Below are 26,312 nucleotides of genomic sequence, written 5' to 3'. Positions count from 1 at the left end.
CGCGCTCAACGAACGAGGGTTTCGCTCAACCGAGGGAGGCGCCGAACCGCTCCGCGAGGGACTCCGAGCTTCGGGCGAGCATCGCGACATCCGCGCCAACGGCGACGAAGTCGGCGCCCTGCGCGATGTACGCGTCGGCGGTCACCGGGTCGAACGCGTTGACGCCGACCGCGGTCCCCGCCGATCTCACCGCGGAGAGCGTGCGGTTCACGGCATCCACGACATCCGGATGCGTCTGCTGGCCGAGCCTGCCGAGTGAGGCCGCGAGATCCGAGGGTCCGACGAACACGGCGTCCACGCCGTCGACCGCCGCGATCTCGGCCGCGTTCTCGACCCCGGCCGCCGTCTCGATCTGCACGGTGAGGGAGACGTGCGTCGCGGCATCCTGCAGGTAGCCGTCCACGCGGTTCCAGCGGGCGCTGCGGGAAAGGGCGCTGCCGACGCCGCGGACGCCGTGCGGGGGATACCGCGTCGCCGCGACCGCCGCCTCGGCCTCCGCAGCGGACGACACCATCGGCACGATGATGTTCTGCGCGCCGAGGTCGAGCACCTGTTTGATGATGACGGCGTCGTTCCACGGCACGCGCACGAGCGGCACGGCAGGATACGGCGCGACGGCCTGCAGCTGGTGCAGGACGCTCTCGAGCGAGTTCGCCGAGTGCTCCATGTCGATCAGGAGCCAGTCCACGCCGGAGCCGGCAGCGATCTCGGCGATCACAGGGCTGCCGGAGCAGACCCACATGCCGATCTGCGCGCGGTCGGCTTCCGTGAGATGTGAACGGAAGGAGGGGGCTAGATGAAGCGGCATTCGATCGTTCCCATCTCGCGGTAGTCGCACAGCACGGTGTCGCCCTCGGCCACCCACATCGGGCGCGTGAACGATCCTGCCAGGATGATCTCCCCTGCCTCCAGCCGCGCGCCGTGCTGGTGGAACTTGTTCGCCAGCCACGCGACGCCGGTCGCGGGGTGTCCGAGGACACCAGCGGCGACGCCGGTCTCCTCGATCTCGCCGTTACGGCTGAGCACGCCGGGCACCCAGCGCAGGTCGATCTCGTCCGGCCGCTTGCGGACCGTCCCGAGCACCATGGCACCGTACGCGGCGTTGTCGCTGATGGTGTCGACGATCGTGCGGCCCTCCAGCTCGATGTGCGAGTTCAGCACCTCGAGCGCGGGTACGGCGTAGTCGATCGCCGCGAGGGCGTCCTCCAGCGTGCAGTCCGGGCCTTCGAGCGGATGCCCCAGCACGAACGCCAGCTCGACCTCGATGCGGACATTGGAGAAGTCGTCGAAGCGGATGTCGGCGCCGGAGGCGTGGACCGTGTCGTCGAACATCACGCCGTAGTCCGGTTCGGTGATGCCGGTGGCGTGCTGCATCGCCTTCGAGGTCAGTCCGATCTTCCGGCCGACCAGGCGGCGCCCTGCGGCGATCTGCGCATCGCGCCACACGCCCTGGATGGCGTACGAGTCCTCAATCGTCGCTTCGGGGAAGCGGGCGGTGATCCGGGGGATCACCCCGTGGGTGCGGTCGGCCTCCGCCAGCTCGGCGGCGATCTCTTCGATCTGCGTAGGTGTCAGCATCCGTCGGCCCTCACAGCTGGTGGCCGAGCTTGTACTCGCCCTGCTTCCATTCCGGCATCGCTTCGTCCTCGGGGCGGGTGTAGCTGAAGCCGTCCGCGCCGATCGTCACCGCCATCTCGCTGTCGTCAGTGCGGGCGACGACGGGCTGCGGGTTTCCGTCGAGGTCGAGCACGAGCGAGGCATCCGTGTACCAGGACGGCACGACCGGGTTGCCCCACCAGTCCCGGCGCTGGTTGTCGTGGACGTCCCAGGTGATGACGGGGTTGTCCGGGTCGCCCGTGTAGTAGTCCTGCGTGTAGACCTCGACGCGGTGTCCGTCCGGGTCTCGCAGGTACAGGTAGAAGGCGTTCGAGACGCCGTGACGGCCGGGTCCGCGCTCGATCGCGTCGGAGCGGCGCAGCGCGCCGAGCTTGTCGCAGATGGCGAGGATGTTGTGCTTCTCGTGCGTCGCGAAGCACACGTGGTGCATGCGAGGACCGTCACCGCCGGTCATGGCCGTGTCGTGCACGGTCGGCTTGCGGCGCATCCAGGCGGCGTAGACGGTGCCCTCCTCGTCCTGGATGTCCTCCGTGACGCGGAAGCCGAGATCCTGCATGAACTTCACGGCCCGCGGCACGTCGGGGGTGACCTGGTTGAAGTGGTCCAGGCGCACGAGCTCGCCCGGCGTGTGCAAGTCGTAGCGCCACGACATCCGCTCGACGTGATCGGTCTGGTGGAAGAACTCGTACGGGAAGCCCAGCGGGTCGACGACCCGCACCGAGTCGCCGATTCCCTTGACGAACCCGTCGGGATTGCGGCGCACGTCGCATCCGAGTTCGGTGTAGAACTCGACGGCGCGGTCGAGGTCCTCCGGGGTGCGGACACGGTACGAGAAGGCGGAGACGGCCGCGATCGGTCCCTTTCGCAGTACGAGGTTGTGGTGGATGAACTCCTCGGTGGAGCGGAGGTAGATCGCCTCCTCATCCTCCTCGGTGACGTAGAGTCCGAGCACGTCGACGTAGAAGACGCGTGAAGCGGCGAGGTCCGTCACCACGAGCTCCATGTACGCGCAGCGCAGCACGTCCGGCGGCGTGCTGATCGGCGTGGGCGTCGGGTTGCTCGTGCGGATCGGCGCCTCCTGGCTCACGTAGAAGCCCGACGAGGTCAGAGTCATGTCGTCGCGATTGGTCATGTCAGCGTCCTTGCTGGTCTCGGGGTCAGTTCTTGCCGAAGGTCGGGTTGTGCACCGCGCCGAGCGTGATGTGCACGGCCTGCTGGTCGGTGTAGAAGTCGATCGAGCGGTAGCCGCCCTCGTGGCCGAGGCCCGAGGCCTTCACGCCGCCGAACGGCGTGCGGAGGTCCCGCACGTTGTTGCTGTTCAGCCACACCATGCCCGCCTCGACGGCACCGGCGAAGTTGTGCGCGCGCTTGAGATCGTTGGTCCAGATGTACGCGGCCAGGCCGTACCTGACGCCGTTCGCGAGGGCGAGCGCCTCCTCCTCGGTGTCGAACGGGGTGATCGCGACGACGGGGCCGAAGATCTCCTCCTGGAAGATGCGCGCGTCGGGGGAGACGTCGGCGAACACCGTCGGGGCGACGAAGTTGCCGGTCTCGAATCCTTCCGGCCGGCCGCCGCCGGCGACCAGGCGGCCCTCGCTCTTGCCGATCTCGACGTAGGACATGACCTTGTCGTAGTGCTCCGGATGCACGAGTGCGCCGACCTCGGTCGTGGGGTCGTGCGGATAGCCGACCTTGACGCGCTCGGCCTGGGCGGCGTAGCGCTCGACGAACTCGTCGTAGACGCTGCGCTCCACGAGGATGCGGGACCCGGCCGTGCAGCGCTCGCCGTTGAGCGAGAACACCCCGAAGATCGTGGCGTCGATCGCGGCATCCAGATCCGCGTCGGCGAACACGACAGCGGGGGACTTGCCGCCCAGCTCCATCGAGAGCCCCTTGAGATACGGTGCCGCGTTGCCGAAGATGATCTGCCCCGTGCGGCTCTCGCCCGTGAAGGAGATCAGCGGCACGTCCGGATGCTTGACGAGCGCGTCTCCGGCATCCTCGCCGAGGCCGTTGACGAGGTTGAAGACGCCCTGGGGGAGTCCCGCCTCCTCGAAGATGCCGGCCCACAGCGACGCCGACAGCGGCGTGAACTCGGCCGGTTTCAGCACGACCGTGTTGCCCGTGGCGAGTGCGGGGCCGAGCTTCCACGACTCCAGCATGAACGGCGTGTTCCACGGCGTGATGAGCCCGGCGACGCCGATCGGCTTGCGGTTGACGTAGTTGATCTGGCGGCCGGGGACCTTGAAGGTGTCATCCGCCTGGGCCACGATCAGGTCCGCGAAGAAGCGGAAGTTCTCGGCCGCGCGCCGCGCCTGGCCGAGCGCCTGCGTGATCGGCAGCCCGGAGTCGTAGCTCTCCAGCTCCGCGAGGCGCTGATCGCGGGACTCCACGATGTCGGCGATGCGGTGCAGCACGCGGCTGCGTTCGCGCGGGAGCATCCGCGGCCACGGGCCGTCGTCGAACGCGCGCTTCGCGGCCGCGACGGCGCGGTCGATGTCGGCCTTCTTGCCTGCCGCGGCCGTGGTGTAGTTCTCGTTGGTCACGGGGTCGAGCACGTCGAACGTGTCGCCGTCGGACGAATCGACGAAGGCGCCGTCGATGTAGTGCTGGATGTGGTCGGGGAGATCTGCGGGAATGCGGGAGTCGGTCATGTCTTCTCCTGTGCTTCAGAGGATGTGCATTCCGACGGCTTCGTCGGGATGCTCGTGGTCGAGGTAGGCGTCGAGGGTCGCGGCGTGATGCCGCCGGGCGGCGTGTTCGATCTCGTTCAGCGGTGCGCCGTTCTCGATGAGTGCGACGATCTGCTCGTGCTCCCGGACGGACTCGTGCGCGCGGCCGGGGACGAAGCTGAAGGTCGAGTCGCGCAGGCGGCTCAGCCGCGCCCATTCCGCGGTCACGAGCTCGTGCAGGCGGGGGTTGGGGCACGGGGCGATGAGGGCCGAGTGGAAGCGCTGGTTGAGTGCTGTGAACGCCGACGGGTTGAAGTGGTCCAGCGTCCTGACCATCTCGTCGTTGATCGCGCGGGCCGCGCGCAGGTCGTCCGCGGTGAGTGCACGGGCCGCCATGGCGGTCGCCGTGCCCTCCAGGATGCTGAGGGCTTCCATGCTGTGCCGGTACTGGGCGTCGTCGACCATGGCGACGCGCGCGCCCACGTTGTGCTCGAACTGCACGAGGCCCTCGGCTTCGAGCTGGCGGATCGCCTCGCGGACCGGTACGACGCTCATGTCGAGTTCGCCGGCGATAGACCCGAGGACGAGCCGGTAACCGGGGGTGTAGGTCTGCGTCGCGATGCGCTCCTTGATCCAGTGATAGGCGCGTTGCGACTTGCTGAGCGTCTGGGTCATGAGCGCCCTTCCGTCCGGGACTCGTAGCGTGCACGCCATTGCGCGTTCATCGGGAACAGCCCATCGACGGGGTGTCCGGCGGCGACCTGCTCGGCGATCCAAGCATCCTCGTCCTCCTGGGCGAGCGCGGCGTCGGCCACCTCCTCGGCGAGGGCGGGAGGGATCACGATCACGCCGTCTCCGTCGCCGACGATGATGTCGCCGGGCTGCACGACGGCACCGCCGCACGCGATCGTGACGTCGACGTCCCACGGGACGTGCCGGCGTCCGAGGACCGACGGGTGCGCACCGCGGGAGAACACCGGAAGCCCGATCTCGGCGACCGCGTCGAAGTCGCGGACTCCGCCGTCGGTGACGACGCCCGCGGCACCGCGGGTCTTCGCCCGAAGCGCGAGGATGTCGCCGAGGGTGCCGGTGCTGCCGTCGCCGCGCGCCTCGATCACGATGACCTCGCCGTCGTCGACGGCGTCGAAGGCGCGCTTCTGCGCGTTGTAGCCGCCGCCGTGCGCGGCGAACAGATCCTCGCGGAACGGCACGAAACGCAGGGTCTTCGCCGTCCCGACGATCTTGGCTCCGGCGATGTTCGCCGCGACGCCGTCGATGAAACAGGCGGTGATGCCGCGCTGGCGCAACTGCGTCGAGAGCCCTGCGGTCGGCGCCGCCTCGAGCTTGGCCCGGAGCTCTGCGCTCAGGCCGGGCGCGACATCGGCGAGGCCCGCCGCCTCCCGCGAGCCCCACGCCTCCGCGCGCTGCAGGTCGTCGACCGAGGGAAGGGAGCCGATCGCCGGGTCGAAGGGCACGTCGCCCTGCACCACGGTCGTCACGAGTCGTCCTGATGTGACGCCCGCGGCATCCACTTCGATCTCGACGACGTCGCCCGGCACGATGACACTCGATCCGGCAGGCGTCCCGGTGAGAATGACGTCGCCGGTTTCGAGCGTGAAGTGCTGCGACAGGTCGGCGACGAGCTGGGCGAGGGGGAACAGGAGGCCGGCGGTGGTGTCGTCCTGGCGGAGCTCGCCGTTCACCCACGCGCGGACGCGCACAGCGTACGGGTCGACGGTGCGGGCGTCGATGAGCTGCGGGCCGAGCGGCGTGTAGCCGTCGCCGCCCTTCGAGCGCACGTTGGAGCCCTTGTCGTTCGCGCGCAGGTCGTACAGGCCGAGGTCGTTGGCGGCCGTGATCGAGGCGACGTGCGCCCAGGCATCCTCGATGCGCACGCGACGGGCGGGCGTCCCGATGATCAGGGCGATCTCGCCCTCGAACGCGAGCAGCTCGGTTCCTGCCGGGCGTTCGACGGTGCCGCCGGATGCCGAGACGGAGCTGGCCGGCTTGAAGAAGTACGAGGGGTGAGCGGGGCGGCGCCCGCGCTGCTCGGCGCGGGAGGCATAGCTGAGGTGGATCGCGATGATCTTGCCGGGGCGGGCGATCTGGTCCGTCACGGGGCGCCTCCTTGCGTCGTTGCGGCCGCTCTTGTGCGACATATTCGAAATCGTATATCATCGCCGTACCGGGTGGCAAGCAATCATCCACCCGCCCTGCAGACGACGACGTCGACCAAGGAGCATCAATGACTGATCACCCGGGCTTCACGCCGACCGGCACCATCGCCACCTCGACCGATCGACGGCGCGTGGTCTTCGCGACCGTGGTCGGCACCACCGTCGAGTGGTACGACTACTTCATCTACGCGACCGCCGTCGCGCTGGTCTTCAACGAGCTGTTCTTCTCCGCGCTCGGCGCCAACAGCGTCCTGCTCGGGTTCGCGACCGTCGGGATCAGCTTCCTGTTCCGCCCGCTCGGGGCATTCCTGGCCGGCCACTTCGGCGACAAGTACGGCCGCAAGACCGTGCTGATGTGGACGCTCATCCTGATGGGGGCCGCGACGGCGCTCATCGGTCTGCTGCCCACCGCCGCGGCCATCGGGGTGACCGCCCCGATCCTGCTCGTGCTGCTGCGCATCCTCCAGGGGCTGTCGGCCGGCGGCGAGTGGGGAGGAGCCGTGCTCATGGCCGTGGAGCATGCGCCCAAGAAGCGCCGAGGGATCTTCGGGGCGTCGCCCCAGATCGGCGTCCCGCTCGGACTGCTGCTCGCCTCGGGCGTCATGGCGATCATGACGGCGATCGCACCGGGCGAGCAGTTCCTCGTGTGGGGCTGGCGCATCCCGTTCCTGCTCAGCGTCGTGCTGATCCTGGTCGGCTACTACGTGCGGCGCCGGGTGGAGGAGAGCCCGGTGTTCACCGAGCTGGCCGAGCGCAAGGAGAAGGCGCAGATGCCGATCGTGCAGCTGTTCCGCAAGCACCTGCTGCTCGTGATCATCGCCGCCCTCGTGTTCGCCGGCAACAACGCGGTCGGCTACATGACCACCGGCGGATACATCCAGAACTACTCGACCAACCCGGAGGGGCCTGTCGCGCTCGACCGCGGTCCGGTGCTCTGGGCCGTCACCGGGTCGGCGGTCACCTGGCTGCTCACGACCCTGCTCGCCGGCTGGATCTCCGACCGGATCGGTCGACGCAGCACGTACATCATCGGCTGGATCCTGCAGCTCGGCGGTGTGATCCTGCTCTTCCCGCTCGTGAACACCGGCAGTATCTGGCTGCTGTTCGTCGCGCTCGCCGTCCTGACGATCGGGCTCGGCTTCACGTACGGCCCGCAGGCCGCGCTGTACACCGAGCTGTTCCCCGCCAGCATCCGCTTCTCGGGGGTCTCGATCTCGTACGCGATCGGTGCGATCGCCGGAGGCGCGTTCGCGCCGATGATCGCCGCATGGCTCGTCGAGAAGACCGGCTCGACGGATGCGGTCACCTGGTACCTCGCCGGCATGACCCTGATCGGTCTCGTCGCGACCCTGCTGCTGCGCGATCGCAGCGGCATCCCCCTCGGACCGGACCACGAGGCCGAGCAGACGGTCAGTCCGATCCGCGGGATGGCCAAGGCCTGAGACGCACCCGTCCGCCTCGCATTCGATCAGGAGCAACGCACGATGCAATTCCACCACCACGGCTACGTCTCGCAGGACCCGCGGGTGCTGCCGGCATCCGGCACGGGGATCGACCGACCGGGTGATCTGCCGGCCGAGGTCGACGTGCTCATCGTCGGATCGGGGCCTGCCGGGATGCTGCTGGCCGCGCAGATGTCGCAGTTCCCGGACGTCACCACGCGGATCATCGAGAAGCGCGCCGGGCGGCTGGCGCTCGGTCAGGCCGACGGCATCCAGCCGCGCAGCGTCGAGACGTTCCAGGCGTTCGGGTTCGCCGAACGGATCACCGCCGAGGCGTACAACATCGGGTGGATGAACTTCTGGGGGCCCGACCCCGAGCATCCCGAGAACATCCGGCGAACCACGCGTACGGCGGACTACGCGTACGACATCTGCGAGTTCCCGCACCTCATCGTCAACCAGGCGCGCGTGCTGGACTACTTCGCCGAGGCGGCCGCGCACGGGCCGGGCCGGATCGCCCCGGATTACGGCGTGGAGTTCCTGGGGCTGTCGGTGCACGACGACGGCGCGTTCCCCGTGGAGGTCCGGGTGCGGGATGCCGGTGGCGAGCGGACCGTGCATGCGAAGTACGTGGTGGGTTGCGACGGCGCGCGCAGCGGTGTGCGCGAGGCGATCGGCCGCAAGCATGTGGGCGGCGTGGCCGCGCACGCCTGGGGTGTGATGGACGTGCTCGTGAACACGGACTTCCCCGACTGGCGCACGAAGTGCGCGATCAACGCCGAGGCGGGCAACATCCTGCACATCCCTCGTGAGGGCGGATATCTCAGCCGGATGTACATCGACCTCGGCGAGGTCGCCGCCGACGATGATCACCGGGTGCGGCAGACGCCCATCGAATCGATCATCGCGAAGGCGAATGCGATCCTGCATCCGTACTCGATCGATGTGAAGCAGGTGGCGTGGCACAGTGTCTACGAGGTCGGACACCGGGTCACGGACGGGTTCGACGACGTGATCGACGGCTCGGGGCGGACTCCGCGGGTGTTCCTGACCGGCGACGCGTGCCACACGCACAGCGCCAAGGCCGGGCAGGGCATGAACGTGTCGATGCAGGACGGGTTCAACCTCGGGTGGAAGCTCGGGGCCGTCCTGACCGGGCGCTCCCCGGAGACGCTGCTGGCGACGTACGGCGCGGAGCGGCGACCCGTCGCGCAGCAGCTGATCGATTTCGATCGGGAGTGGTCGGCGCTGATGGCGCGCAAGCCCGAGGAGATCTCCGACCCGACTGATCTGGCCACGTACTATCTCGCGACGGCCGAGTTCCCGTCAGGTTTCATGACGCAGTACACGCCGTCGATGATCACCGGGTCCGATGCGCATCAGTCGCTCGCCGGCGGATTCCCGCTGGGCAAGCGGTTCAAGTCCGCCGAGGTCGTCCGGGTGTGCGACGGCAACGTCGTGCATCTGGGTCATCACGCGAGGGCAGACGGACGCTGGCGCATCTACGCGTTCGGCGATCAGGACGGGACGGCTTTGGCGGCGTGGGCTTCTGCCGCGTCGGAGGTGCTCGCCCGCTTCACCCCGTCGGATGCCGATGAGGATGCCGTCTTCGACGTGAAGGCGGTGTATCAGCAGTCGTTCGAGGAGGTCGACTTCCCCTCGGTGCCGGCGCTGTTCCAGCCGAAGTCCGGGCCGTTCGGATTGACCGACTGGGAGAAGGTGTACGCCGCGGGTCCGTCGAAGTGGACTCCGGCCGACATCTTCGCGGAGCGGGAGCTGTCGCGGGACGGTGTCGTCGTGGTGGTGCGCCCGGATCAGTACGTCGCGGCGATCCTGCCGCTGGACGGGACGGCCGAGCTGGCGGAGTTCCTGGAGGGCGCGTTCCTTCCGGCCCACTGAGCGGGCGAGGCGGTGCGCGGGTGTCGGGCGGATCCGGGCGGAGGGTGGTGCATGTCGGAGGCCGGCTCTAGCTTGGACTCGGGCGGGACGGTCTCGCCGTGGAGGTGTGCGCTATGGATTGGAAGATCGAGCTGATCTTCGTGCCGGTGACCGACGTCGACCGCGCGAAGGACTTCTACGTCAAGATCGGCTTCAACGCCGACCACGATCAGCAGGTGAACGAGGAGCTGCGTTTCGTCCAGATGACCCCGCCAGGGTCGGCATGCTCGATCGCGTTCGGCACGGGGCTCGGGGGATCGCTCGCACCGGGACAGCAGGACTCGATCCAGGTCGTCGTCCCGGATGCGGATGCCGCGCTCGTGCAGCTGCGCGATGCCGGTGTCGAGGCGAATGGCGTCGATGAGCAGGCGTGGGGCCGCTTCGTCACGTTCGACGACCCGGACGGCAACACCTGGACGCTGCAGGAGCTGCCCGACTACTCGGCCGCGGCGCAGAGCTGACGCGGAGCAGACGAGCGCGATGGCGCCGGAGCAGGCTGCGGTGAGCGAACGTCCCCGCAGCCTGCTTGCGGGTGCGTGTGGGCCGCGCCACGTCGCCGACCGGCCGGTGCTAGAGATCTCCTACCCAGTCGTGAGAGCGCGAGTTGTCTCCGACGTGCGTCGCACCCCTTGGGGCAACGACTACGACGCGAGCTCCCCAGGCGATCCCACCCCGGACACGATGGCCACGAGCATGGCTCCGGCGCCCTCTGCCCCGGCGCTGCTGATGCTCACGGCGTTGACTTCCTCGAACGGCTCATCGAGGTCGATCGCATGGCCGTCGCCATCGCATTCGATCTCCGCAGACTCGACGCCCAACCACGACGAACCCACCCGAACAGCGAAACCGAGTCGCGCTGTTCCGTCACCGAAACAGGCAATCGTCACGCCCTCAACGAGCACATCGCTCGCGTACGAGAGCACAACCTCGAGCTCTTCTGGCGACTGCGCCCCTTCTCGGTCAGATCGAAAGCTGGCGGAGCCGAGAAATCCATCTTGACTCGAGGCGACATCCTCGAACTCTTGGGCAGCCGCTTCCGCCGCTGGCCAGTCTGGCTCGGCCTGCGGTGCGCATCCGGCCAAGCCGGTGACGAGCAAGCCGAGAACCGTGAGGACGGCATAGCGGATACGCATGCGCCAACGTTACCGAACCACCGGTTCGCCGCACTGCCGACACCATGCCTCGTGCGTCCTATCCGCCGATCCACTCGGGAAGGAGAGGTCGTGGTGCACGCCATTCCTGCGTCGGGTCCCACCAGGCGGGGCCGCGGATCTGAGGTCTGCCGCGGACCACGCGGATCTCCCATCCGGAGTGGTCGATGGTGCGGTGATGCCACCAGCACAACGGCACGCCGTTGTCGGTGTGCGTCGGCCCGCCTCGGGAGTGCTCCTCAACGTGGTGGATCTCGCACCAGGATGCCGGGACGTGGCAGCCGGGGATGAGGCATTCCTTGTCGCGCAGCACGATCGCCCGGCGCTGGTGGGCGTTGAAGAGGCGGTCGGTGGTGCTGATCGCGACGATGCGTCCCTCGTGGAACAGCACGCGCTGGATCATCGCCGAGCAGGCGGCGTGCGCGGCGACCGACACGGGAACGGGGGCGTCGACGCCGGCGACGCGTGCCCATCCGGTTCCGCGGACGAAGTCTTCGGCTTCGACCTGCACCACCAGGGTGGGGGCGGCCCCACCGAGCGAGGGCATGTCTTCGTGGCGGGCGGCGAGGCCGAGTGCGAACGCGAGCGCGTCGTGCCGCTTCTGCGCCAGGGTGCGCGGGTCGATCACGGCCCGCGGGTCGGAGTTGAACGGGTCACCATCGCCATCGAGCAGGTCCTCGTCGCTGTCGCGGAAGGTGACGCCGAGGTCGGGGGCGCCGCCGACCTTCGGGTTGTTCTGGGCGTCGAGGATGAGGGTGAGCTGCCCGTAGGTCTCGGGGAGCAGCGCTCCCCGGATCGGGTATACGCCGTCGCGCAGACGACCGATGGTCAGTGACCGGTTCTGCGCGGCCTGCGCTTCGGTGGGCGCTGCGCCGTCCGGGTCGAGATAGGTGGCGATGAGCTGGGCGAACTGGCGCAGATCGTCCGGGGTGGCCGGCGGAGCCGGCTGCGCCGGTTCTTCGGACGTCTCCGGATCGGAGGAACCGAGACCTCGTGCGCACGCGGCGAGCTCGGCATCCGCGCGCAGCCGATCCTGGCCGCCGATGCGGTCACGGGTCCGTTCGATCGGATCCGTCGCCGCCAGCATCCCGGCGACGCCGATTGCACCGTCGAGCATGGCCTCGCGCAGCGCAGGCCAGCGCGCCGGCAACCGGGCACCGGTGGTCAGCTCGACATCGCGGTGCACGACGCCCGCGGCCTTCGTGACCCGTCCGGCGCCTGTCGCGTCGACCCGCAGCACCCGCTGCAGCAGCTCGTTCATGTTCCGGCATCCGAACACCGCCGCAAACGTCGGCACCCCCGAACCCGCGGGGCGACCATCGACCGACGCGACCGTCTCGACCACCAGAGCATCCAGCCGCCGCTGCGCCTCACCCGCGAGCCGGAGGAATTCCATCTTCTCGGCATCCGACAGCACACCGAGCCCGCCAGAACGCACCGCGGACTCGATCGAGAGATCGAGGTCGGAGACGACCCTCTCGAGAACTGCTGCGATGCCGTTCATATCTCCTATTAAACACCGGGTTACCGACATTCAGATCTCGAATATCTCTTCTGGGGATAACTTCCGGACTTCGGGCGTGTGCGGTAACGTTCTGTGCCATGTCGAGTCCCGAATCAGACAGGTCAGGGGCTGCCGGTCGCACCGCCAGCCCCGTGAACCGCTGAACCGACGCCCGCCTCCTGCGCGGGCGTCACCTGGCGTACTCCAGCCGCTGGCCGTGGTGACCGGAAGAACCCTCTTCTGACCTCTCACCTCGGAGTACTCGATGCCTTTTCCCCTCTATCTGCTCGCCCTGGCGGTCTTCGTCATGGGCACCTCGGAGTTCATGCTCGCGGGGCTCGCCCCGGACATGGCCGCCGATCTCGACGTGACGATCGGCGCCGCAGGACTCCTCACGTCCGCCTTCGCCGTCGGCATGGTCGTCGGAGCGCCGCTGATGGCGGCGTTCGCCCGCCGCTGGCCTCCTCGGCTCACACTGCTCGCATGCCTGGTCGCGTTCGCAGGATGCCACGTGCTCGGTGCCCTGACGTCCGCGTTCCCCGTTCTGCTCACCACCCGCGCGCTCAGCGCCGTGGCGACCGCAGGCTTCCTGGCGGTGGCCTTGAGCACCGCCACGGCCCTGGTCGCACCCGACCGGAAAGGGCGCGCTCTGTCGATCCTGCTCTCAGGGACGACCGTGGCGGTGGTCGCCGGCGTCCCGGCGGGAGCGCTGCTCGGCGAAGCCCTGGGTTGGCGGGCGACGTTCTGGACGCTCGCGCTGCTGTGCGTTCCCGCCGCGCTCGGTGTCGCCGTCGGCATCCCGAACCAGCGCCGAGCCACAAGCGACGACACCCCGAGCCTTCGTGCCGAGCTCGGCGTGCTGGCCTCGCCGCCGCTCGTCCTCGCGATGCTGCTCGGCGCGTTGATCAACGGCGGCACGTTCGCGGTGCTGACCTTCCTCGCGCCCATCGTCACCGGGACCGCAGGACTCGCTGCGGCTTGGGTGCCGGTCGTCCTCGTGCTGTTCGGCGTCGGATCATTCCTCGGCGTCGTGATCGCCGGCCGCCTGTCCGACACCAGGTCCGCACTCGTGCTCTCGATCGGAGGCCCGCTGCTCCTCGTCGGCTGGGTCGTCCTGGCGCTCGTCGCAGCTCATCCTGTGCTGCTGTTCGCGCTGGTGCTCGTCCAGGGCGTCCTGGCCTTCGGCGTCGGCAGCACCGTGATCACCCGCGTGCTGTACGCGGCATCGGATGCCCCCACGATGGGCGGGTCGTACGCCACGGCGGCGCTCAACGTCGGCGCGGCCATCGGACCGATGCTCGGTGCGCTCGCCCTCTCCGGCGGACGAGCCGCGACCGCCCCGGTCTGGGTCGCCGGGATGCTGGTGGCGATCGCCGTCGCCGTCATGAGCGCGACGAGCCGCACGTCCGCACGCGTCGCCCCTCCGCGTGTGCGCTGACGTGCAGCCCGCGGCGGCCTCATGGCCGTCGCGGGCCGGCCACCCGTTCAGAACGGCAGCACCCCGCGGACACGAGCCCCGGGCGCCTACAGGCCGTCGCGAGCCGCCGCCCACTCCTCCAGGACCTGCAGCAGCACGCGCGACGTGCCCTCCGGTGCATCCCAGGTCACGATGTGCCCGGCATCCGGGACGACATGTTCGTCGATCCCCTCCGCTCGCGCCCAGCGCGGCATCGCGTCGGCGATGTTGCCGGTGCGATCGAGCGCGCCGCGCATCAGCGCCAGCGGCACCGGTGTCCGGTACGCCGGGTCAGGATCGACGAACGACACCGTGGCGCGCCAGACGTCCAGGAACACCCTCTTGGGCATCCGTGCGAAGACGGCTTCGGTCCGTGCGATCGCGTCCTCCGTGACAGCCGATGCTCTGGCCATGATGCCGGGCAGCCGACGCGCCGGGACCAGTGCCAGCGATGGGGCGGCGAGGCGAAGCGCGAGGCGCTCCCACCACGCGAGCGGACCCGCGTTCCAGGTCGAATCCATCACGATCAGGCCGGCGGCCCTGTGCGGGTGCGCACGCGCGAACGCCTGCACCAGATTGCCTCCGAGTGAGTGCCCCACGAGCGCCGGCCGGTCCACTCGGCATTCCGTCAGCAGGGCGCTCAGGTCGTCGAGCGCAGCGGATGCCGTGAACCGCGCCGTCGCGGACAGCGCCGACTCGCCGTGACCGGCCAGATCCCAGGTGATGACGCGGAACCCGGCGCCGACGAGTGCGGCGGCCTGAGCCTCGAACATGGTCCGGTCCATGCCGGCGCCGTGGCAGAGCACGACGGCCTGCCCTGCGCCGCCGAAGTCCTCGAAGGCGATCTCCGCGTGCGGACGGGCGAGTGTCCGGACGGTCACGCGTCCGCGCCGATCAGTGCGCACAGCGCCTCGAGGGCGCCGGCGGGGTACAACGGACGCACGCCATCGCGCAGGTCGTCGATGGGCACCCAGCGCACTGGCGACCCTTCGTCCAGGACATGCAGCTCGGCATCCAGCGGCACAGCATCCAGCTCGGCGCAGACGACCGCGAAGATGTGCGCGATCTCGTGGCCCGGCTCGCCCTCGTACGTGAAGATGTTCTCGCACACGGCCAGCAACCCGGACCCGACCAGCGAGACGCCGAGCTCCTCCATGAACTCGCGCCGCAGCGCGTCATCCGCACGCTCTCCGAACTCGATGCCGCCGCCGATCGCGCGATGGAAATCGGCACCGACGGAGTGATCGCGGCCCGCCAGGACGAGGACGTGGCCGTCCTTCACGGGCAGGCCGACGCTGATGTTCCGGATCGCGGGCATACCACGAGCCTACGGTCCGCCCGCAGCAGCAGGACATGACACACGTCACGTCCATCCGATGACATCGCCCTCCGGCATCCGCGGCGTCGCGCGGCCACGCTGGAAGCATGCACACCATCACTCAGGGGCAGGTCTCGCCCACCGCCGTCACGGATGACGCGGTCATCGCCCTCACCGGCGTCCGCCGCCATTTCGGTCACGGCGACCGCCGCGTCCAGGCGGTCGACGATGTCTCCCTTACGATCACGCGCGGCGAGGTCGTCGCGCTGCTCGGACCGAACGGCGCGGGCAAGACGACCACGCTCGACATGCTGCTCGGACTCTCCGAACCCAGCGAGGGCACCGTCCGCGTGTTCGGGCAGCGCCCGGATCAGGCGACGGCGCGCGGCGCCATCGCGGCGGTGCTCCAGACCGGCGGCCTGCTCTCCGACCTCACCGTCCGCGAGACCGTCAGCCTGGTCGCCTCCCTTCATGGACGCGCGGCGCTCGCCCGCGTCCCAGAGGTGCTCGAGCGCGCGGATCTGACCGGCCTCGCCCGCCGACGAGTGGCCAAGTGCTCCGGGGGTGAGCAGCAGCGCATCAAGTTCGCGCTCGCGCTGGTCGCCGACCCCGACATCCTCGTCCTCGACGAGCCCACCGCGGGCATGGACGTGACCGCCCGCCGTCACTTCTGGGACGTCATGCGCGCGGATGCCGCGGCAGGACGCACCATCGTGTTCGCCACGCACTACCTCGAGGAGGCGGAGCAGTTCGCGCACCGGACGGTCGTCATGCACCGCGGCACGGTCGTCGCCGACGCCCCGACCGCACAGCTGCGCGCCGGCCTGGGGGCCCGGCTGGTCTCGGCGACGCTTCCGACCGAGGCGGATGCCGCGGACACCGTCCTCACGACGCTGCGTGGGCAGGACGGCGTCTCGGACGTGCGCCGTGACGCGGATCGCATCAGCCTCCATGCCGTCGACTCTGATGCCGCGGCCCTGACGCTGCTCACGGCCGGCGCGCACGACCTCGAAGTCGCAGCTCCCACCCTGGAAACCGCCTTCACCGCCCTGACGGAGGACTGATCATGCTCGTTTCGCCCACCATGCTGCGCATCGAAGGCGTTCGTCAGCTGCGCAACCCCTACACGCTCGCGTTCACCCTCACGATGCCCGTCGTCATGTACCTGCTGTTCGGCGGGGCCGCCGCATACGGCGGTCAGTCCGCCGGGCACGGCAACGTCTCGTTCTACGTCATGGTGTCCATGGCGGCGTACGGAACAGCCGTCGCGATGAGCTCGCTCACCTCGCTCGCCGCGGCGGAGGCGAAGCAGGGTTGGGGGCGTCAGCTCGCGATGACCCCGCTCAGCACCGCGGGATACGCGGCCACCAAACTGATCACGGCCGTGGCGTTCGCCGCGCTCGCCCTGATCGCGGTCTTCACCGCCGGTCTGCTCACGGGCGCCGAAGTGGATGCCCTCTGGCGGTGGGCGGCATCCGCCGGGATCATCCTCGGCCTCGGTCTGATCTACGGCCTCTACGGGCTGGGCGTCGGTCTGTTCTTCAACTCCGATTCGGCCGCGGCGCTGGCCTCGATCTCGATGACGTTCTTCGCCTTCTTCGGAAATGTGTTCATGCCGCTGGACGGCATCATGCTCGACATCGCCCGCTTCACGCCGCTGTACGGCTACGTGGCCCTCAGCCGCTGGCCGCTGACCGACGGCGCGCTGACGACCGGTCAGAGCGACCCGCTGTGGGCCGTGCTGCTGAACATCGCGGTGTGGCTGGCGCTGTTCGTGCTGCTGGTCCTCGCCGGGGTGCGCCGCGCGCGTTCGCGTCGCTGACGTGGCAAGGTGTCAACCGTGACCAGTGCGAGACCAGACACGGCGAAGAATCCGTGGGAGCGCTTCTCTGTCGTGATGGCCCTCATCTGGCTGGTCTTCCTGATCTACCCGGTGGTGGCGCTGCTGCGATCCGAGGCGGCGGCGGGATGGATCACGGTCGCGTGGGTCGCGCTCGCACTGTTCATCGTGCTGTACGTCGTCGGCGCCGTCCGCGGCGTGCGCAGCGATACCCCGATCGGCTCACCGGTCGGAGCAGCACCATGGCTGTTCTACGCGGGACTGATCGTGTGCGCCCTGCTGTCGGTTCCGGCCGAAGGCGGCGCCGTGCTGAGTTTCCTGCCATTCATCATGTCCTTCGCCGCATTCGGCCTGACCCGCACCTGGCACTGGATCACGTCCGGCGCGTCGCTGATCATCGCCGCCCTGTTCGTCTTCCTCAGTCCCGGCGGCATCGGCTTCGTCACCATCCTCATCATCATCGCGCTGCTCGCCGTGGTGAACACCGTGTCGACGACCTTGATCATGCGGTCAGCGGACGCGGAGCGGCTCGGGCTCGAACTGGCCACGAGCGAGGGACGCGAAGCCGTCGCGCGAGACGTCCACGACCTCATCGGCCATTCGCTGACCGTCGTCGGCCTGAAGTCGCAGCTCGCCAGGCGCCTGATCGATTCCGATCCGGAGCGGGCCAAAGCGGAACTCGCCGACATCGAGGCGCTCACCGCCGAGGCGATCGCGGGGGTCAGAGCAACCGTCTCGGGCGTCAGAACCGTCACCCTGGACGAACAGCTCGCCGCGAGCGGAGAAGCCCTGCGCTCCGCCGGCATCGCCTTCACGGTCGACGGCGACCCCGGCTCCCTGTCACCCGCCCAGGCGCTCACCGCGACCTGGATCCTGCGGGAGGCGACGACGAACGTGCTGCGTCACGCCGAGGCATCCCGGGTGCAGGTGCACGTGTCGACCGGCCGGCTGTCCGTCGTGGACGACGGCCGCGGCTGCGACGATCGCGACGGCGGCCCGGCCGGAAGCGGCGAGGGCAACGGCATCCGCGGCATGCGCGAGCGCGCCGCGATGGCAGGAGCGCAGTTCCGGCTCGACGACGAGCCCACCGGCGGCACGATCGTGGAGGTGATGTGGTGAGCGACAGCATCCGACTGGTGATCGCCGACGATCAGGCGCTCGTGCGCGGTGCACTGGCCGCACTGCTGGAGCTCGAGGGCGACCTCGTGGTGGTGGGCGCGGCCGCCGACGGCGAGGAGGCGGTGCGCCTGGTGCGCGAACATGCGCCGGACGTCTGCCTGATGGACATCCAGATGCCGGGTACCGACGGGATTGACGCGACCAGACGCATCCGGGAGGCCAGCGCGGCGACGCGGGTGCTGATCGTGACGACCTTCGCCCGGCCGGGCTACCTCCGCCAGGCTCTGGATGCCGGCGCCAGCGGGTTCGTCGTGAAGGACACCCCGGCCGAGCAGCTCGCCGACGCGGTGCGCCGGGTGCACGCCGGACAGCGCGTCCTCGACCCCGCGCTCGCCGAGGAGAGCCTGTTCACCGGTGCGAACCCGCTCAGCGACCGCGAACGCGAGGTACTGCGGCTCGCCGCCGACGGCCGATCGGCCGCCGCGGTGGCCTCCGAGGTCTTCCTGTCCGCCGGGACGGTGCGCAATCACCTGTCATCCGCGATCGGCAAGACCGGGGCGGCGAACCGCGCGCAGGCCGTGCGGATCGCGCAGGACAGAGGCTGGATCTGAGCGGACCCGGCCGTCGCCGGCTCAGGAGTTCACGCGGATGATCTCCTGCTGATAGGGCGCGATGACGTCGCCCGAGATGCGCAGGTCCAGCAACAGGAAGCGCCGCGTTCCGGCATCCTCGGCGGCCCAGGTCCCGAGCCGGTCCAGATCGGCGAGCGTCCGAACGACGACGCCCTCTGCTCCGACCGCCGATGCGAATGCGGCGAAGTCGACCTCGGGGATGCGCATGGGCTCCTCGGCGAGGCCCTTCAGCCCGTACAGGTTCACCTCGGCGCCGTAGGCCGCGTCGTTCCAGATCACCGCGCACCCGCGCCCGCCTGCTGCGCGCACCGCGGATTCGAGGTCCGCGATCGCCATGAGACCGCCGCCGTCTCCGGAGGTGAGCACGATCGTCGTCTCCGGCCGGGCGCGTGCCGCGCCGACGACGCTCGGCCAGCCCTGACCGATCGCCTGGAACGCGGTGCCGATCATCATCATCCGGTCGGGTGAGGCCACCGGCCAGTACATGTTCGCCCAGCCGATGAAGTGGCCGCCGTCGGACACGACGACGCGGTCCTCCGGCAGCAGCTCGGCGATCCGGCGTGCGGCGGACCGGGGGTCGAGTCGGCCGTCGGCGGCGAGATCGTCGCCCGGCTCGTAGGCGCGCGCGGCGGCGACGTCGACGGTCTCGCGCCACGGAATCGCCGACACGGGAATCGCCGAATCGCGCTCATCTCGCAGGGATTCCTCGGAATCGTGCGAGATGCGTGCGGTGCTGCGGGATGCGTGCGCCGCCGCATGCAGGCTCCGCACCCGCTCGACCAGGTCCTCGGCCACGATCCGGGCGTCGCCTCGGACGAAGCCGCTCACGTGCGCATGCGTCGCGGCGGTCGCGACGTCGACCTGATAGACCCTGGTGCCGGGGGAGAACAGCGATCCGAAGCGCATCGTGAACTGGTTCAGCGACGCGCCGAAGACCACCGCGACGTCGGCCTCGGCGATCAGCCGCATCGCCCCTTCGGCGCCGAAACCGCCCGTCACGCCGAGGTCGTACTCGCTGCGCGGGAAGACGCCGCGGCCCAGGGCGGTGGATGCCGTGAGAGCACCGACCTCGTCCGCGAGCCGGCCGAGCGCATCGCCCGCGCCCGCGAGCCATGCTCCGCGCCCGGCGAGCAGCAGCGGCCGGTGTGCGCCCTGCAGCGCCGCGGCGATATCGTCCAGCATCCCGTCGGCGAACGCTCCGGCAGGGGCGAGCGGAGCCGGCAGTCGCAGGTCTCCGGCATCCGACGAATCCGAGACATCCAACGCCGCCACGTCGTAGGGGATCGCGAGCACCACAGGGACCCGATAGGTCAGCGCGTGCTCGATCGCGATGACCGTGGTGGCCGCGGCATCCGTGCGTCCGACCGTGTACGTCCTCGCACCGACCGCCGAGGCGAGTGCGATCTGGTCGACGTCCCAGGGGCGAGGACCCGATGTCGGCTCGTCGCCGACGACGAGCACGAGCGGCACCCGCGCCTGCACGGATTCGGCCAGCGCGGTCAGCGTGTTCGTGAAGCCGGCGCCGTAGGTGGCTGTTCCGGCGGCGATGCGGCCGGAGGCGCGATAGTGCGCATCAGCGGCGACGACGGCGCCCTGTTCGTGTCGCACGGCCGTGAAGGCGGCGGCGGTCTGCGTCTCGATCGCGTCGAGGAAATAGGCGTTGCCGTTGCCCATCACGCCGAAGACGGCGTCGATGTGCCGGGCGAGGGTGCGGGCGACGTGGGCGGAGACGGTGGGCATGCGAAGACCTTTCGACACGGACGGAGAGTGTTTCCGTATGTGTCTCGCCCCGAGGCGTCTTCACCGCGGGCTTCGTGCCCCTTTTTCGGGCACCGGCGTCAGAGGCCGGACGACTCCCATCTTAGAGTGGACCCCGTGACTGATGCATTGATCGAGCGCGAGACGCTCACCTGGGACGGGTTCGGCGAGGCGACGCGTGAACTCGCCCGCCGCATCGTGGACAGCGAGTTCGAGCCGGAAGTCGTCGTCGCGATCGCCCGCGGGGGACTGCTCCCGGCCGGGGCGATCGCCTACGGGCTCGGCGCGAAGAACTGCGGCGCGATCAATGTCGAGTTCTACACCGGCATCGGCACCGTGCTGGATGCACCGGAGGTGCTCCCGCCGGAGCTGGACATGGCCTACCTCGACGGTCGCCGCGTGCTGCTCGTCGACGACGTCGCCGACTCCGGCCGCACGCTCGCGCTCGCCGCTCACCTGCTCGAGGACATCGGTGCCGAGGTACGCTCGGTCACCATCTACACCAAGCCCTCGACCATCATCCAGCCCGACTACGCCTGGAAGGACACCGACCTCTGGATCGACTTCCCGTGGTCGTACAAGGGCACGGTGCGCGAAGAGGACCAGGGGCTCGCGCCGACGGCGTGACATCGCACCGCCGCGCAGGCTCTATCGTGATGGCATGCACACTGCCGACACGAGCCGCGTGAGCGACTGGGTGAACCGATTCGTCCGACGACCGGGGGAGACCACGATCTCGCTCGAAGCCGTCGCTCTGCTCGTCGGCGCCGGATTCTTCATCGTCGCCTTCCCGATCTCGTTCGTGGTGTTCTGGGGCCGCACGCTCGATATCACGGGCCCAGGATCGATCGGCACCTACGCGGCGATCGGGGGCGCCGTCGTCGCCATCCTCGCGGTCGCGCTGGCACGCATCGGGGTCCGCTCCCGCGGGGAACGACTCCTCGTGCGCTCGGACGGCCTCGCCCTTCCCGACGTCCGTGTGCGCTGGTACGAGAGTGCCGCGATCGCGCTCGCCTATGCGGTGACGGCGCTGCTCGGTTGGGAGGGCATCGCCGTGCTGCTGTCCGACAGCTTCACGGGAGCTCCGGTGTTCGCGTTCCCCGGTGCGATCCTCGTCGCTGTCGCCTTCGCGCTGACCGCCTACATCTGCTACCTCAGCGCGGCCACGCTCACGCCGATGTCGCTGTCGCTCGTGCTGGCCGTGTTCCTCGTGGTCGGTGCCTTCGCGAGCATGCTGACCGCGACGGACCCGCTCTGGTGGCAGGACAACCTGTCGGCCCTGGGGATGTCGACCAACAGCTCGGCCTGGATCTTCAACGGCACGCTCATCGTCGCGGGCATCATCGTCACCACGATCGGCCGGTACGCGACGGCGCAGCTGCCCGTCGAGACGCCGGAGCAGCAGCGGGGACGACGGTTCGTGCGCATCGCGATGGCGCTGATCGGCGTGTTCCTCGCCTGCGTCGGGATCTTCCCGGTGGACGAGTTCTTCCTCCTGCACAACACGGTCGCCACCGGCATGGCCGTCGCCTTCGCCGCCGTGGTGATCGCGCTGCCCTGGCTGCTGCCGACGATCGCCCGGGTCTTCGTCGTGCTCGGGTACGTCTATGTCGCCGTGATCGCCCTGCTCGGCGTGTTCTTCGCGACGGGGTACTACAACCTGACCGCCGTCGAACTGATCGCGGCCGTTCTCATCTTCAGCTGGATCATCGTCTTCCTCCGGACGGCGAGCGTCGGAATGCCGGTGGCGGATGACATCGCCGCATCGCAGGCCGTGACCGCGTGACCCCGACGCCGGTCGCGGTTCAGCGCAGGCCGCGGGTTGCGTCGTGCGTGCGACGCAGAGCGTCGACCGTGTCGGCGTAGCGGCGCTGGGCCACCCCGAGGAACAGGCAGTCGACCAGTGCGAGCTGCGCGATCCTGCTCACCATGGCGCCCGCGCGGAAGGCCGGTTCCCGCACAGCCGTGTAGAGCGCGAATTCGACGGCCTTCGCGAACCGGGAGTCCCGCGCCGAGGTTACTCCGACGGTGGTCGCGCCCGCGGCTCCGGCCGTCTCGATGAACCGCAGCGTCTCCACCGTCGTTCCCAGATGGGAGAATCCGATCGCGACGGTGCGGGGGCTGGAGAGGGTGGCGGAGCTCACGGCCTCGTGGGCGTCCGAGAGCACGAGGGCGTTGCGGCCGACGCGCAGGAGCTTGTGCCCGAGATCCGCGGCCGTGAACTGGCTCGCTCCGATGCCGAACAGCAGGATGCGATCGGCCGCGTCGATCGCATCCACGACGGCGCCGAGCGTGGTGAAGTCGAGCCCCGCGATGGTCTCCTCGATCGCCAGCGCCTCCAGCGACGCCATGGTCGCGGCGATCTCGGACAGCGAGTCGTCGACGCCGATCTCGGAGCCGAAACCGCCGCGCTGCGAGAACTGCGCCGATTCGCGGCCGATCTCCGACGCCAGCGAGATGCGCAACTGGGCGTAGCCGGAGACGCCGACGGCACGGCAGAAGCGCACGACGGAGGCGACGGAGGTCTCGCAGCGCTGGGCGAGCTCGGTGATCGACAGGCGCGTGACGAGTGCGGGGTCGCGGCGGATCTCCTCGGCGATGCGCTGCAGCGCGGGGGACAGCGAGGGCGACGCCTGATCGATGCGGGTCTGGATGCTCATGCGTCTCCTCTGCGACGTTCCGGCCGTGGTCGGAATTTCGTTACAGCTGTCAGGTAGGAAATGTAGACTATTTTCATGCGTGCAGCGGCCATCGATCTCGGCAAGACGCGGTGCCGACTCCTCGTCACCGAAGCGTCGTCGCCGGTGAAGCTCGTCGGCGATGGTTCCCCAGGTCTCGCCGCCCCGGCGGGGACGGAAGCCGCGTTGGAAGCCATTCTGCCCCTGATGGACGCTGCGGGGGGTGAGGTCGACGCGCTCGGCGTCGGAGCAGCCGGTGCCTGGGCCGCGCCGGATGCGGCTCGACGTCTCGCCGCCGAGCTCTCCGCGCGGCTCTCCGCACCCGTGGTGGTCGCCTCCGACGTCGTCACCGCCCACGCCGGAGCACTCGGCGGCGACACAGGAGTGCTGCTGATCGCCGGCACCGGAGCATCCGCTCTCGGTGTCGATCAGGCAGGCGTTCGCCTCGTCGACGGCTGGGGTCCCGACCTCGGCGATCTCGGCAGTGGATCCTGGCTCGGACGCGAGGGCATCCGGGCGGTGCTGCGGGCGGATGCCGCGCTCGGACCCGCCACCTCACTGACCACCGCGCTGAGCGCCCATATCGCCCCTGATGCCGACGTGCACGGCTGGCTCGCCGGACCCGTGCCGGCCGCGCGGCGGTTGGCGACCTTCGCTCCCGCGGTCCTGGACGCCGCATCCGTCGGCGATCCCGTCGCCCGCGGCATCGCCGGGGAAGCGGTCGCGCTGCTCGTGGCATCCGCCGTCGCGGCATCCGCGGCCTCGTCGGATGTCGCCGTCCACGGCGGACTCACCGATCACGCATGGTTCCGCGCTGCTCTCGAATCCGCCCTCGTCGCTCAGGGGCGCACGGTCGTGCCCGCGCGCGGCGACGCTCTCGACGGTGCGCTGCTGCTCGCGGCGCGCACCGATCTGCCCCACGAAAGGTATCTGCACCGTGTCGGATGACTCCTCCCGCTTCGCCGCCCTGCTCGCCGAGCTGTCTGGCCTCACGACCGAGGCGCAGACCGCCGACCGCGGAGATCTCGATCTGCTCGACACGGCCGACCTCGTGCGGGCCATGAACGCCGAGGACCGACGCGTTCCGGAAGCCGTCGCCGCGCAGGCCGACCAGATCGCCCGCGCCGTCGACGGCATCACCGAACGATTCCGACGCGGCGGACGCCTCATCTACATCGGCGCGGGGACCGCCGGGCGCATCGGAGTGCTGGACGCCAGCGAATGCCCGCCGACCTTCGGCACCGACCCGTCGATGGTCGTCGGCGTCATCGCCGGCGGGGAGCGGGCGATCCGCTCGGCTGTGGAGGATGCCGAGGACGACGAGGATGCGGCGATCGCCGACCTCGAGCGCTTGTCGCTCGCACCGGAGGACACGGTCGTGGGCATCTCGGCATCCGGTCGCACGCCCTACGTCGTGAGCGGTCTCGTGCACGCGGGAGAAGCAGGCGCGTTGACCGTCGCGATCGCGTCCAACGCGGGGTCGGCGACCGGCGCCGCCGCGGAGATCGCGATCGAGGTTGTCACCGGGCCGGAGTTCGTCTCCGGATCGACCAGGTTGAAGTCCGGCACCGCGCAGAAGCTCGTGGTGAACATGCTCTCGACGCTGTCGATGATCAAGCTCGGCAAGACGTACCGCGGGGTCATGGTCGATCTGCTCGCGACGAACGAGAAGCTGCGCGTGCGCAGCGTCCGGACGGTGTCGCAGCTGGCGGGAGTGGACGTCGATGCGGCATCCGATGCGCTCCGAAGGGCCGACGGATCCGTCAAGCTCGCGCTGCTGATGCTCGCCACCGGAGCGGATGCCGTGACGGCCGCGCGTGCGCTGGGCGACGCGGACGGGATCCTGCGCGAGGCGATCGCCCGCCTCGGCTGAGGAGCGCTCCGACGCGCGGAGCGTGCGTGGGACAAGCGGTTGTCCGCAGCATCCGCCAAGATGTCACCGTGACCACGACAGCACAGCGGCGGGGCGAGCGGCTGCGCTCGCACCTTCTCACGGCGCCGGCGCCGAGTCTCGCGGACGCGGCGAGCCACATGCTCGCGGTGCAGAGTCAGGAGTTCTGGGGCGGACGCTGGGCGCTCGCCTCGCGCACGCGGGGTGCGCCGACGCTGCGCCAGGTCGACGCGCTGTTCGACGACGGCACTCTGGTGCGCGCATGGACGCAGCGCGGCACCCTGCACATCGTCCCGGCCCGTGACTTCGCCTGGATGCTCGGTGTGACCGGGGCGCGACAGCTGCAGGCTGGGGCGCCGCGCTACCGCGAACTCGGCCTCGATGCCGAGGCGTTCGCGAGGATCGAGCGTGCCGTGCGCGCGGCGCTCCGAGGAGGCAACGCCCTGACCCGCGCCGAGGTCTTCGAGGTCCTGTCCGGCATCGGCATCGACCCCACCGGTCAACGCGGTGTTCATGCCATCGGGAACCTCGCGATGCGCGGCATCATCTGCCAGGGTCCCGTCGTCGCGCGAGCCGACGGCGTGAGCCGCGAGCAGCGCTTCGTGCTGGTCGAGGAGCACATCACGGATGTGCATGCCCCCGCCGACCCCGCGGCCGAGATGTTCTCGCGGTACATCGACGGACACGGACCGGCGACGGTCGCGGACTTCGCCTGGTGGTCGGGGCTCACGCTCACCGCGTCGCGCGCGGCGGCGGCCGCCGCGGTCGATCGCGTGGACGAGGTCGACGACGGCGTGTTCCAGGCGCGGACCCGCCCCCGGCGCCGCGCGGTCCCCGATGTGCAGGCGCTCGCCTCCTTCGAGGAGTACTACATCTCCTACGCCGACCGATCGATCGCCGGCCCCGTCGAGCGCTTCGCCGCCGTCGGCCCTGGGAAGAACGGCATGGTCAGGCCCATCCTGCTCGCCGGGGGCGAGATCGTGGGCACGTGGCGTCAGTCGACGGCGCTCGGTCGTCACACCGAGCATCCCACCGTCGAACGGCTGGCCGATGTGTCGGAGGCCGACGTGGTGGCGGCGCTGGACCGCTATGCGGCGTTCGTCACCGGTTGAGCCGTGG

Annotated in this window: 25 protein-coding genes; 13 read left to right on the top strand and 12 right to left on the bottom strand. The window is 69.8% G+C overall.

The genetic code is table 11. The features are described from left to right. Positions 1-25: 25 nt before the first annotated feature. The 6 genes from OED01_RS11590 to OED01_RS11565 are packed head-to-tail and all read right to left on the bottom strand — an operon-like array spanning position 26 to position 6,406. Positions 26-808, bottom strand: coding sequence for an HpcH/HpaI aldolase family protein (locus tag OED01_RS11590; RefSeq protein WP_264155432.1), 783 nt, complete (start codon positions 806-808; stop codon positions 26-28). Further along, on the bottom strand, positions 793-1,578 hold the full coding sequence (locus OED01_RS11585) for a 2-keto-4-pentenoate hydratase (RefSeq protein ID WP_264155431.1): 786 nt from the start codon (positions 1,576-1,578) through the stop codon (positions 793-795). The genes OED01_RS11590 and OED01_RS11585 overlap by 16 nt, the downstream gene beginning before the upstream one ends. Positions 1,579-1,588: 10 nt before the next feature. Next, positions 1,589-2,749 (bottom strand): 3,4-dihydroxyphenylacetate 2,3-dioxygenase, encoded by a 1,161-nt coding sequence (gene hpaD, locus OED01_RS11580; RefSeq protein WP_264155430.1) that lies wholly within the window; start codon positions 2,747-2,749, stop codon positions 1,589-1,591. Between the two features lie 25 nt (positions 2,750-2,774). Next, the gene (gene hpaE, locus OED01_RS11575) at positions 2,775-4,271 is read right to left on the bottom strand and encodes a 5-carboxymethyl-2-hydroxymuconate semialdehyde dehydrogenase (protein ID WP_264155429.1); all 1,497 of its coding nucleotides are present in this window, start codon (positions 4,269-4,271) and stop codon (positions 2,775-2,777) included. A gap of 15 nt (positions 4,272-4,286) precedes the next feature. Then, complete coding sequence (locus OED01_RS11570; protein ID WP_264155428.1) at positions 4,287-4,964, bottom strand: GntR family transcriptional regulator; 678 nt, start codon at positions 4,962-4,964, stop codon at positions 4,287-4,289. Further along, positions 4,961-6,406, bottom strand: a complete 1,446-nt coding sequence (locus tag OED01_RS11565; protein ID WP_264155427.1) for a fumarylacetoacetate hydrolase family protein — start codon at positions 6,404-6,406, stop codon at positions 4,961-4,963. The genes OED01_RS11570 and OED01_RS11565 overlap by 4 nt, the downstream gene beginning before the upstream one ends. Positions 6,407-6,534: 128 nt before the next feature. Between OED01_RS11565 and OED01_RS11560 the strand changes: the two genes are divergently transcribed. The 3 genes from OED01_RS11560 to OED01_RS11550 all read left to right on the top strand — a co-directional run bounded on the left by OED01_RS11560 (position 6,535) and on the right by OED01_RS11550 (position 10,307). Then, positions 6,535-7,908: an MFS transporter gene (locus OED01_RS11560; protein WP_264155426.1), complete on the top strand. Its 1,374-nt coding sequence runs from the start codon at positions 6,535-6,537 to the stop codon at positions 7,906-7,908. A 42-nt stretch (positions 7,909-7,950) separates the two neighbouring features. Further along, on the top strand, positions 7,951-9,807 hold the full coding sequence (locus tag OED01_RS11555) for an FAD-dependent monooxygenase (RefSeq protein WP_264155425.1): 1,857 nt from the start codon (positions 7,951-7,953) through the stop codon (positions 9,805-9,807). Positions 9,808-9,920: 113 nt separating this feature from the next. Continuing rightward, a complete protein-coding gene (locus tag OED01_RS11550) occupies positions 9,921-10,307 on the top strand; it encodes a VOC family protein (RefSeq protein ID WP_264155424.1) in 387 nt (128 codons plus the stop codon). Between the two features lie 180 nt (positions 10,308-10,487). On the opposite strand, the gene OED01_RS11545 is transcribed toward OED01_RS11550, so the two are convergent. Both OED01_RS11545 and OED01_RS11540 read right to left on the bottom strand, forming a co-directional pair. Then, positions 10,488-10,979, bottom strand: a complete 492-nt coding sequence (locus tag OED01_RS11545) for a hypothetical protein (RefSeq protein WP_264155423.1) — start codon at positions 10,977-10,979, stop codon at positions 10,488-10,490. A 58-nt stretch (positions 10,980-11,037) separates the two neighbouring features. Beyond that, positions 11,038-12,501, bottom strand: coding sequence for an HNH endonuclease signature motif containing protein (locus OED01_RS11540; RefSeq protein WP_264155421.1), 1,464 nt, complete (start codon positions 12,499-12,501; stop codon positions 11,038-11,040). A 265-nt stretch (positions 12,502-12,766) separates the two neighbouring features. On the opposite strand from OED01_RS11540, the gene OED01_RS11535 reads away from it, so the two are divergent. Next, entirely contained in the window at positions 12,767-13,939 is a 1,173-nt protein-coding gene (locus tag OED01_RS11535; RefSeq protein WP_264155420.1) for a Cmx/CmrA family chloramphenicol efflux MFS transporter, read from the top strand. 86 nt (positions 13,940-14,025) lie between these two features. Here OED01_RS11535 and OED01_RS11530 read toward each other — a convergent pair whose 3' ends face one another. Together OED01_RS11530 and OED01_RS11525 are read right to left on the bottom strand one after the other, a co-directional pair. Then, complete coding sequence (locus tag OED01_RS11530; RefSeq protein ID WP_264155419.1) at positions 14,026-14,838, bottom strand: alpha/beta fold hydrolase; 813 nt, start codon at positions 14,836-14,838, stop codon at positions 14,026-14,028. Continuing rightward, positions 14,835-15,275 carry an NUDIX domain-containing protein gene (locus OED01_RS11525; RefSeq protein WP_264155418.1) on the bottom strand — a complete coding sequence of 147 codons (441 nt, stop codon included), beginning with the start codon at positions 15,273-15,275 and terminating at the stop codon, positions 14,835-14,837. The genes OED01_RS11530 and OED01_RS11525 overlap by 4 nt, the downstream gene beginning before the upstream one ends. A gap of 107 nt (positions 15,276-15,382) precedes the next feature. Between OED01_RS11525 and OED01_RS11520 the strand changes: the two genes are divergently transcribed. Genes OED01_RS11520 through OED01_RS11505 form a run of 4 tightly spaced genes read left to right on the top strand, consistent with a single transcriptional unit; the run spans position 15,383 to position 18,845 of the window. After that, the gene (locus OED01_RS11520) at positions 15,383-16,339 is read left to right on the top strand and encodes an ABC transporter ATP-binding protein (RefSeq protein WP_264155417.1); all 957 of its coding nucleotides are present in this window, start codon (positions 15,383-15,385) and stop codon (positions 16,337-16,339) included. 2 nt (positions 16,340-16,341) lie between these two features. Continuing rightward, positions 16,342-17,097, top strand: coding sequence for an ABC transporter permease (locus OED01_RS11515; RefSeq protein WP_264155416.1), 756 nt, complete (start codon positions 16,342-16,344; stop codon positions 17,095-17,097). Between the two features lie 18 nt (positions 17,098-17,115). Further along, positions 17,116-18,234, top strand: coding sequence for a sensor histidine kinase (locus OED01_RS11510; protein WP_264155415.1), 1,119 nt, complete (start codon positions 17,116-17,118; stop codon positions 18,232-18,234). Beyond that, positions 18,231-18,845, top strand: a complete 615-nt coding sequence (locus OED01_RS11505) for a response regulator transcription factor (protein ID WP_264155414.1) — start codon at positions 18,231-18,233, stop codon at positions 18,843-18,845. The genes OED01_RS11510 and OED01_RS11505 overlap by 4 nt, the downstream gene beginning before the upstream one ends. 21 nt (positions 18,846-18,866) lie before the next feature. Here OED01_RS11505 and OED01_RS11500 read toward each other — a convergent pair whose 3' ends face one another. Further along, on the bottom strand, positions 18,867-20,606 hold the full coding sequence (locus tag OED01_RS11500) for a thiamine pyrophosphate-binding protein (RefSeq protein WP_264155413.1): 1,740 nt from the start codon (positions 20,604-20,606) through the stop codon (positions 18,867-18,869). Positions 20,607-20,741: 135 nt separating this feature from the next. Between OED01_RS11500 and OED01_RS11495 the strand changes: the two genes are divergently transcribed. Together OED01_RS11495 and OED01_RS11490 are read left to right on the top strand one after the other, a co-directional pair. Continuing rightward, complete coding sequence (locus OED01_RS11495; RefSeq protein WP_264155412.1) at positions 20,742-21,251, top strand: phosphoribosyltransferase; 510 nt, start codon at positions 20,742-20,744, stop codon at positions 21,249-21,251. Between the two features lie 34 nt (positions 21,252-21,285). Continuing rightward, on the top strand, positions 21,286-22,410 hold the full coding sequence (locus OED01_RS11490; RefSeq protein WP_264155411.1) for a DUF998 domain-containing protein: 1,125 nt from the start codon (positions 21,286-21,288) through the stop codon (positions 22,408-22,410). A 19-nt stretch (positions 22,411-22,429) separates the two neighbouring features. Here OED01_RS11490 and OED01_RS11485 read toward each other — a convergent pair whose 3' ends face one another. Continuing rightward, positions 22,430-23,284 (bottom strand): MurR/RpiR family transcriptional regulator, encoded by an 855-nt coding sequence (locus tag OED01_RS11485; protein ID WP_264155410.1) that lies wholly within the window; start codon positions 23,282-23,284, stop codon positions 22,430-22,432. A gap of 75 nt (positions 23,285-23,359) precedes the next feature. On the opposite strand from OED01_RS11485, the gene OED01_RS11480 reads away from it, so the two are divergent. From OED01_RS11480 to OED01_RS11470, 3 genes are all read left to right on the top strand, one after another. Further along, positions 23,360-24,250 (top strand): BadF/BadG/BcrA/BcrD ATPase family protein, encoded by an 891-nt coding sequence (locus tag OED01_RS11480; protein ID WP_264155409.1) that lies wholly within the window; start codon positions 23,360-23,362, stop codon positions 24,248-24,250. Beyond that, positions 24,240-25,175 carry an N-acetylmuramic acid 6-phosphate etherase gene (murQ, locus tag OED01_RS11475; protein ID WP_264155408.1) on the top strand — a complete coding sequence of 312 codons (936 nt, stop codon included), beginning with the start codon at positions 24,240-24,242 and terminating at the stop codon, positions 25,173-25,175. The genes OED01_RS11480 and murQ overlap by 11 nt, the downstream gene beginning before the upstream one ends. Before the next feature lie 68 nt (positions 25,176-25,243). After that, the gene (locus OED01_RS11470) at positions 25,244-26,305 is read left to right on the top strand and encodes a winged helix DNA-binding domain-containing protein (RefSeq protein WP_264155407.1); all 1,062 of its coding nucleotides are present in this window, start codon (positions 25,244-25,246) and stop codon (positions 26,303-26,305) included. Positions 26,306-26,312 lie beyond the last annotated feature (7 nt).

Origin of the sequence: Microbacterium sp. M28, assembly GCF_025836995.1 — a bacterium.
In the GTDB taxonomy this organism is placed as follows: Bacteria; Actinomycetota; Actinomycetes; order Actinomycetales; family Microbacteriaceae; genus Microbacterium.
Note: the sequence above shows the minus strand (reverse complement) of the source record. Positions and strands in the feature narration are given on the sequence as shown.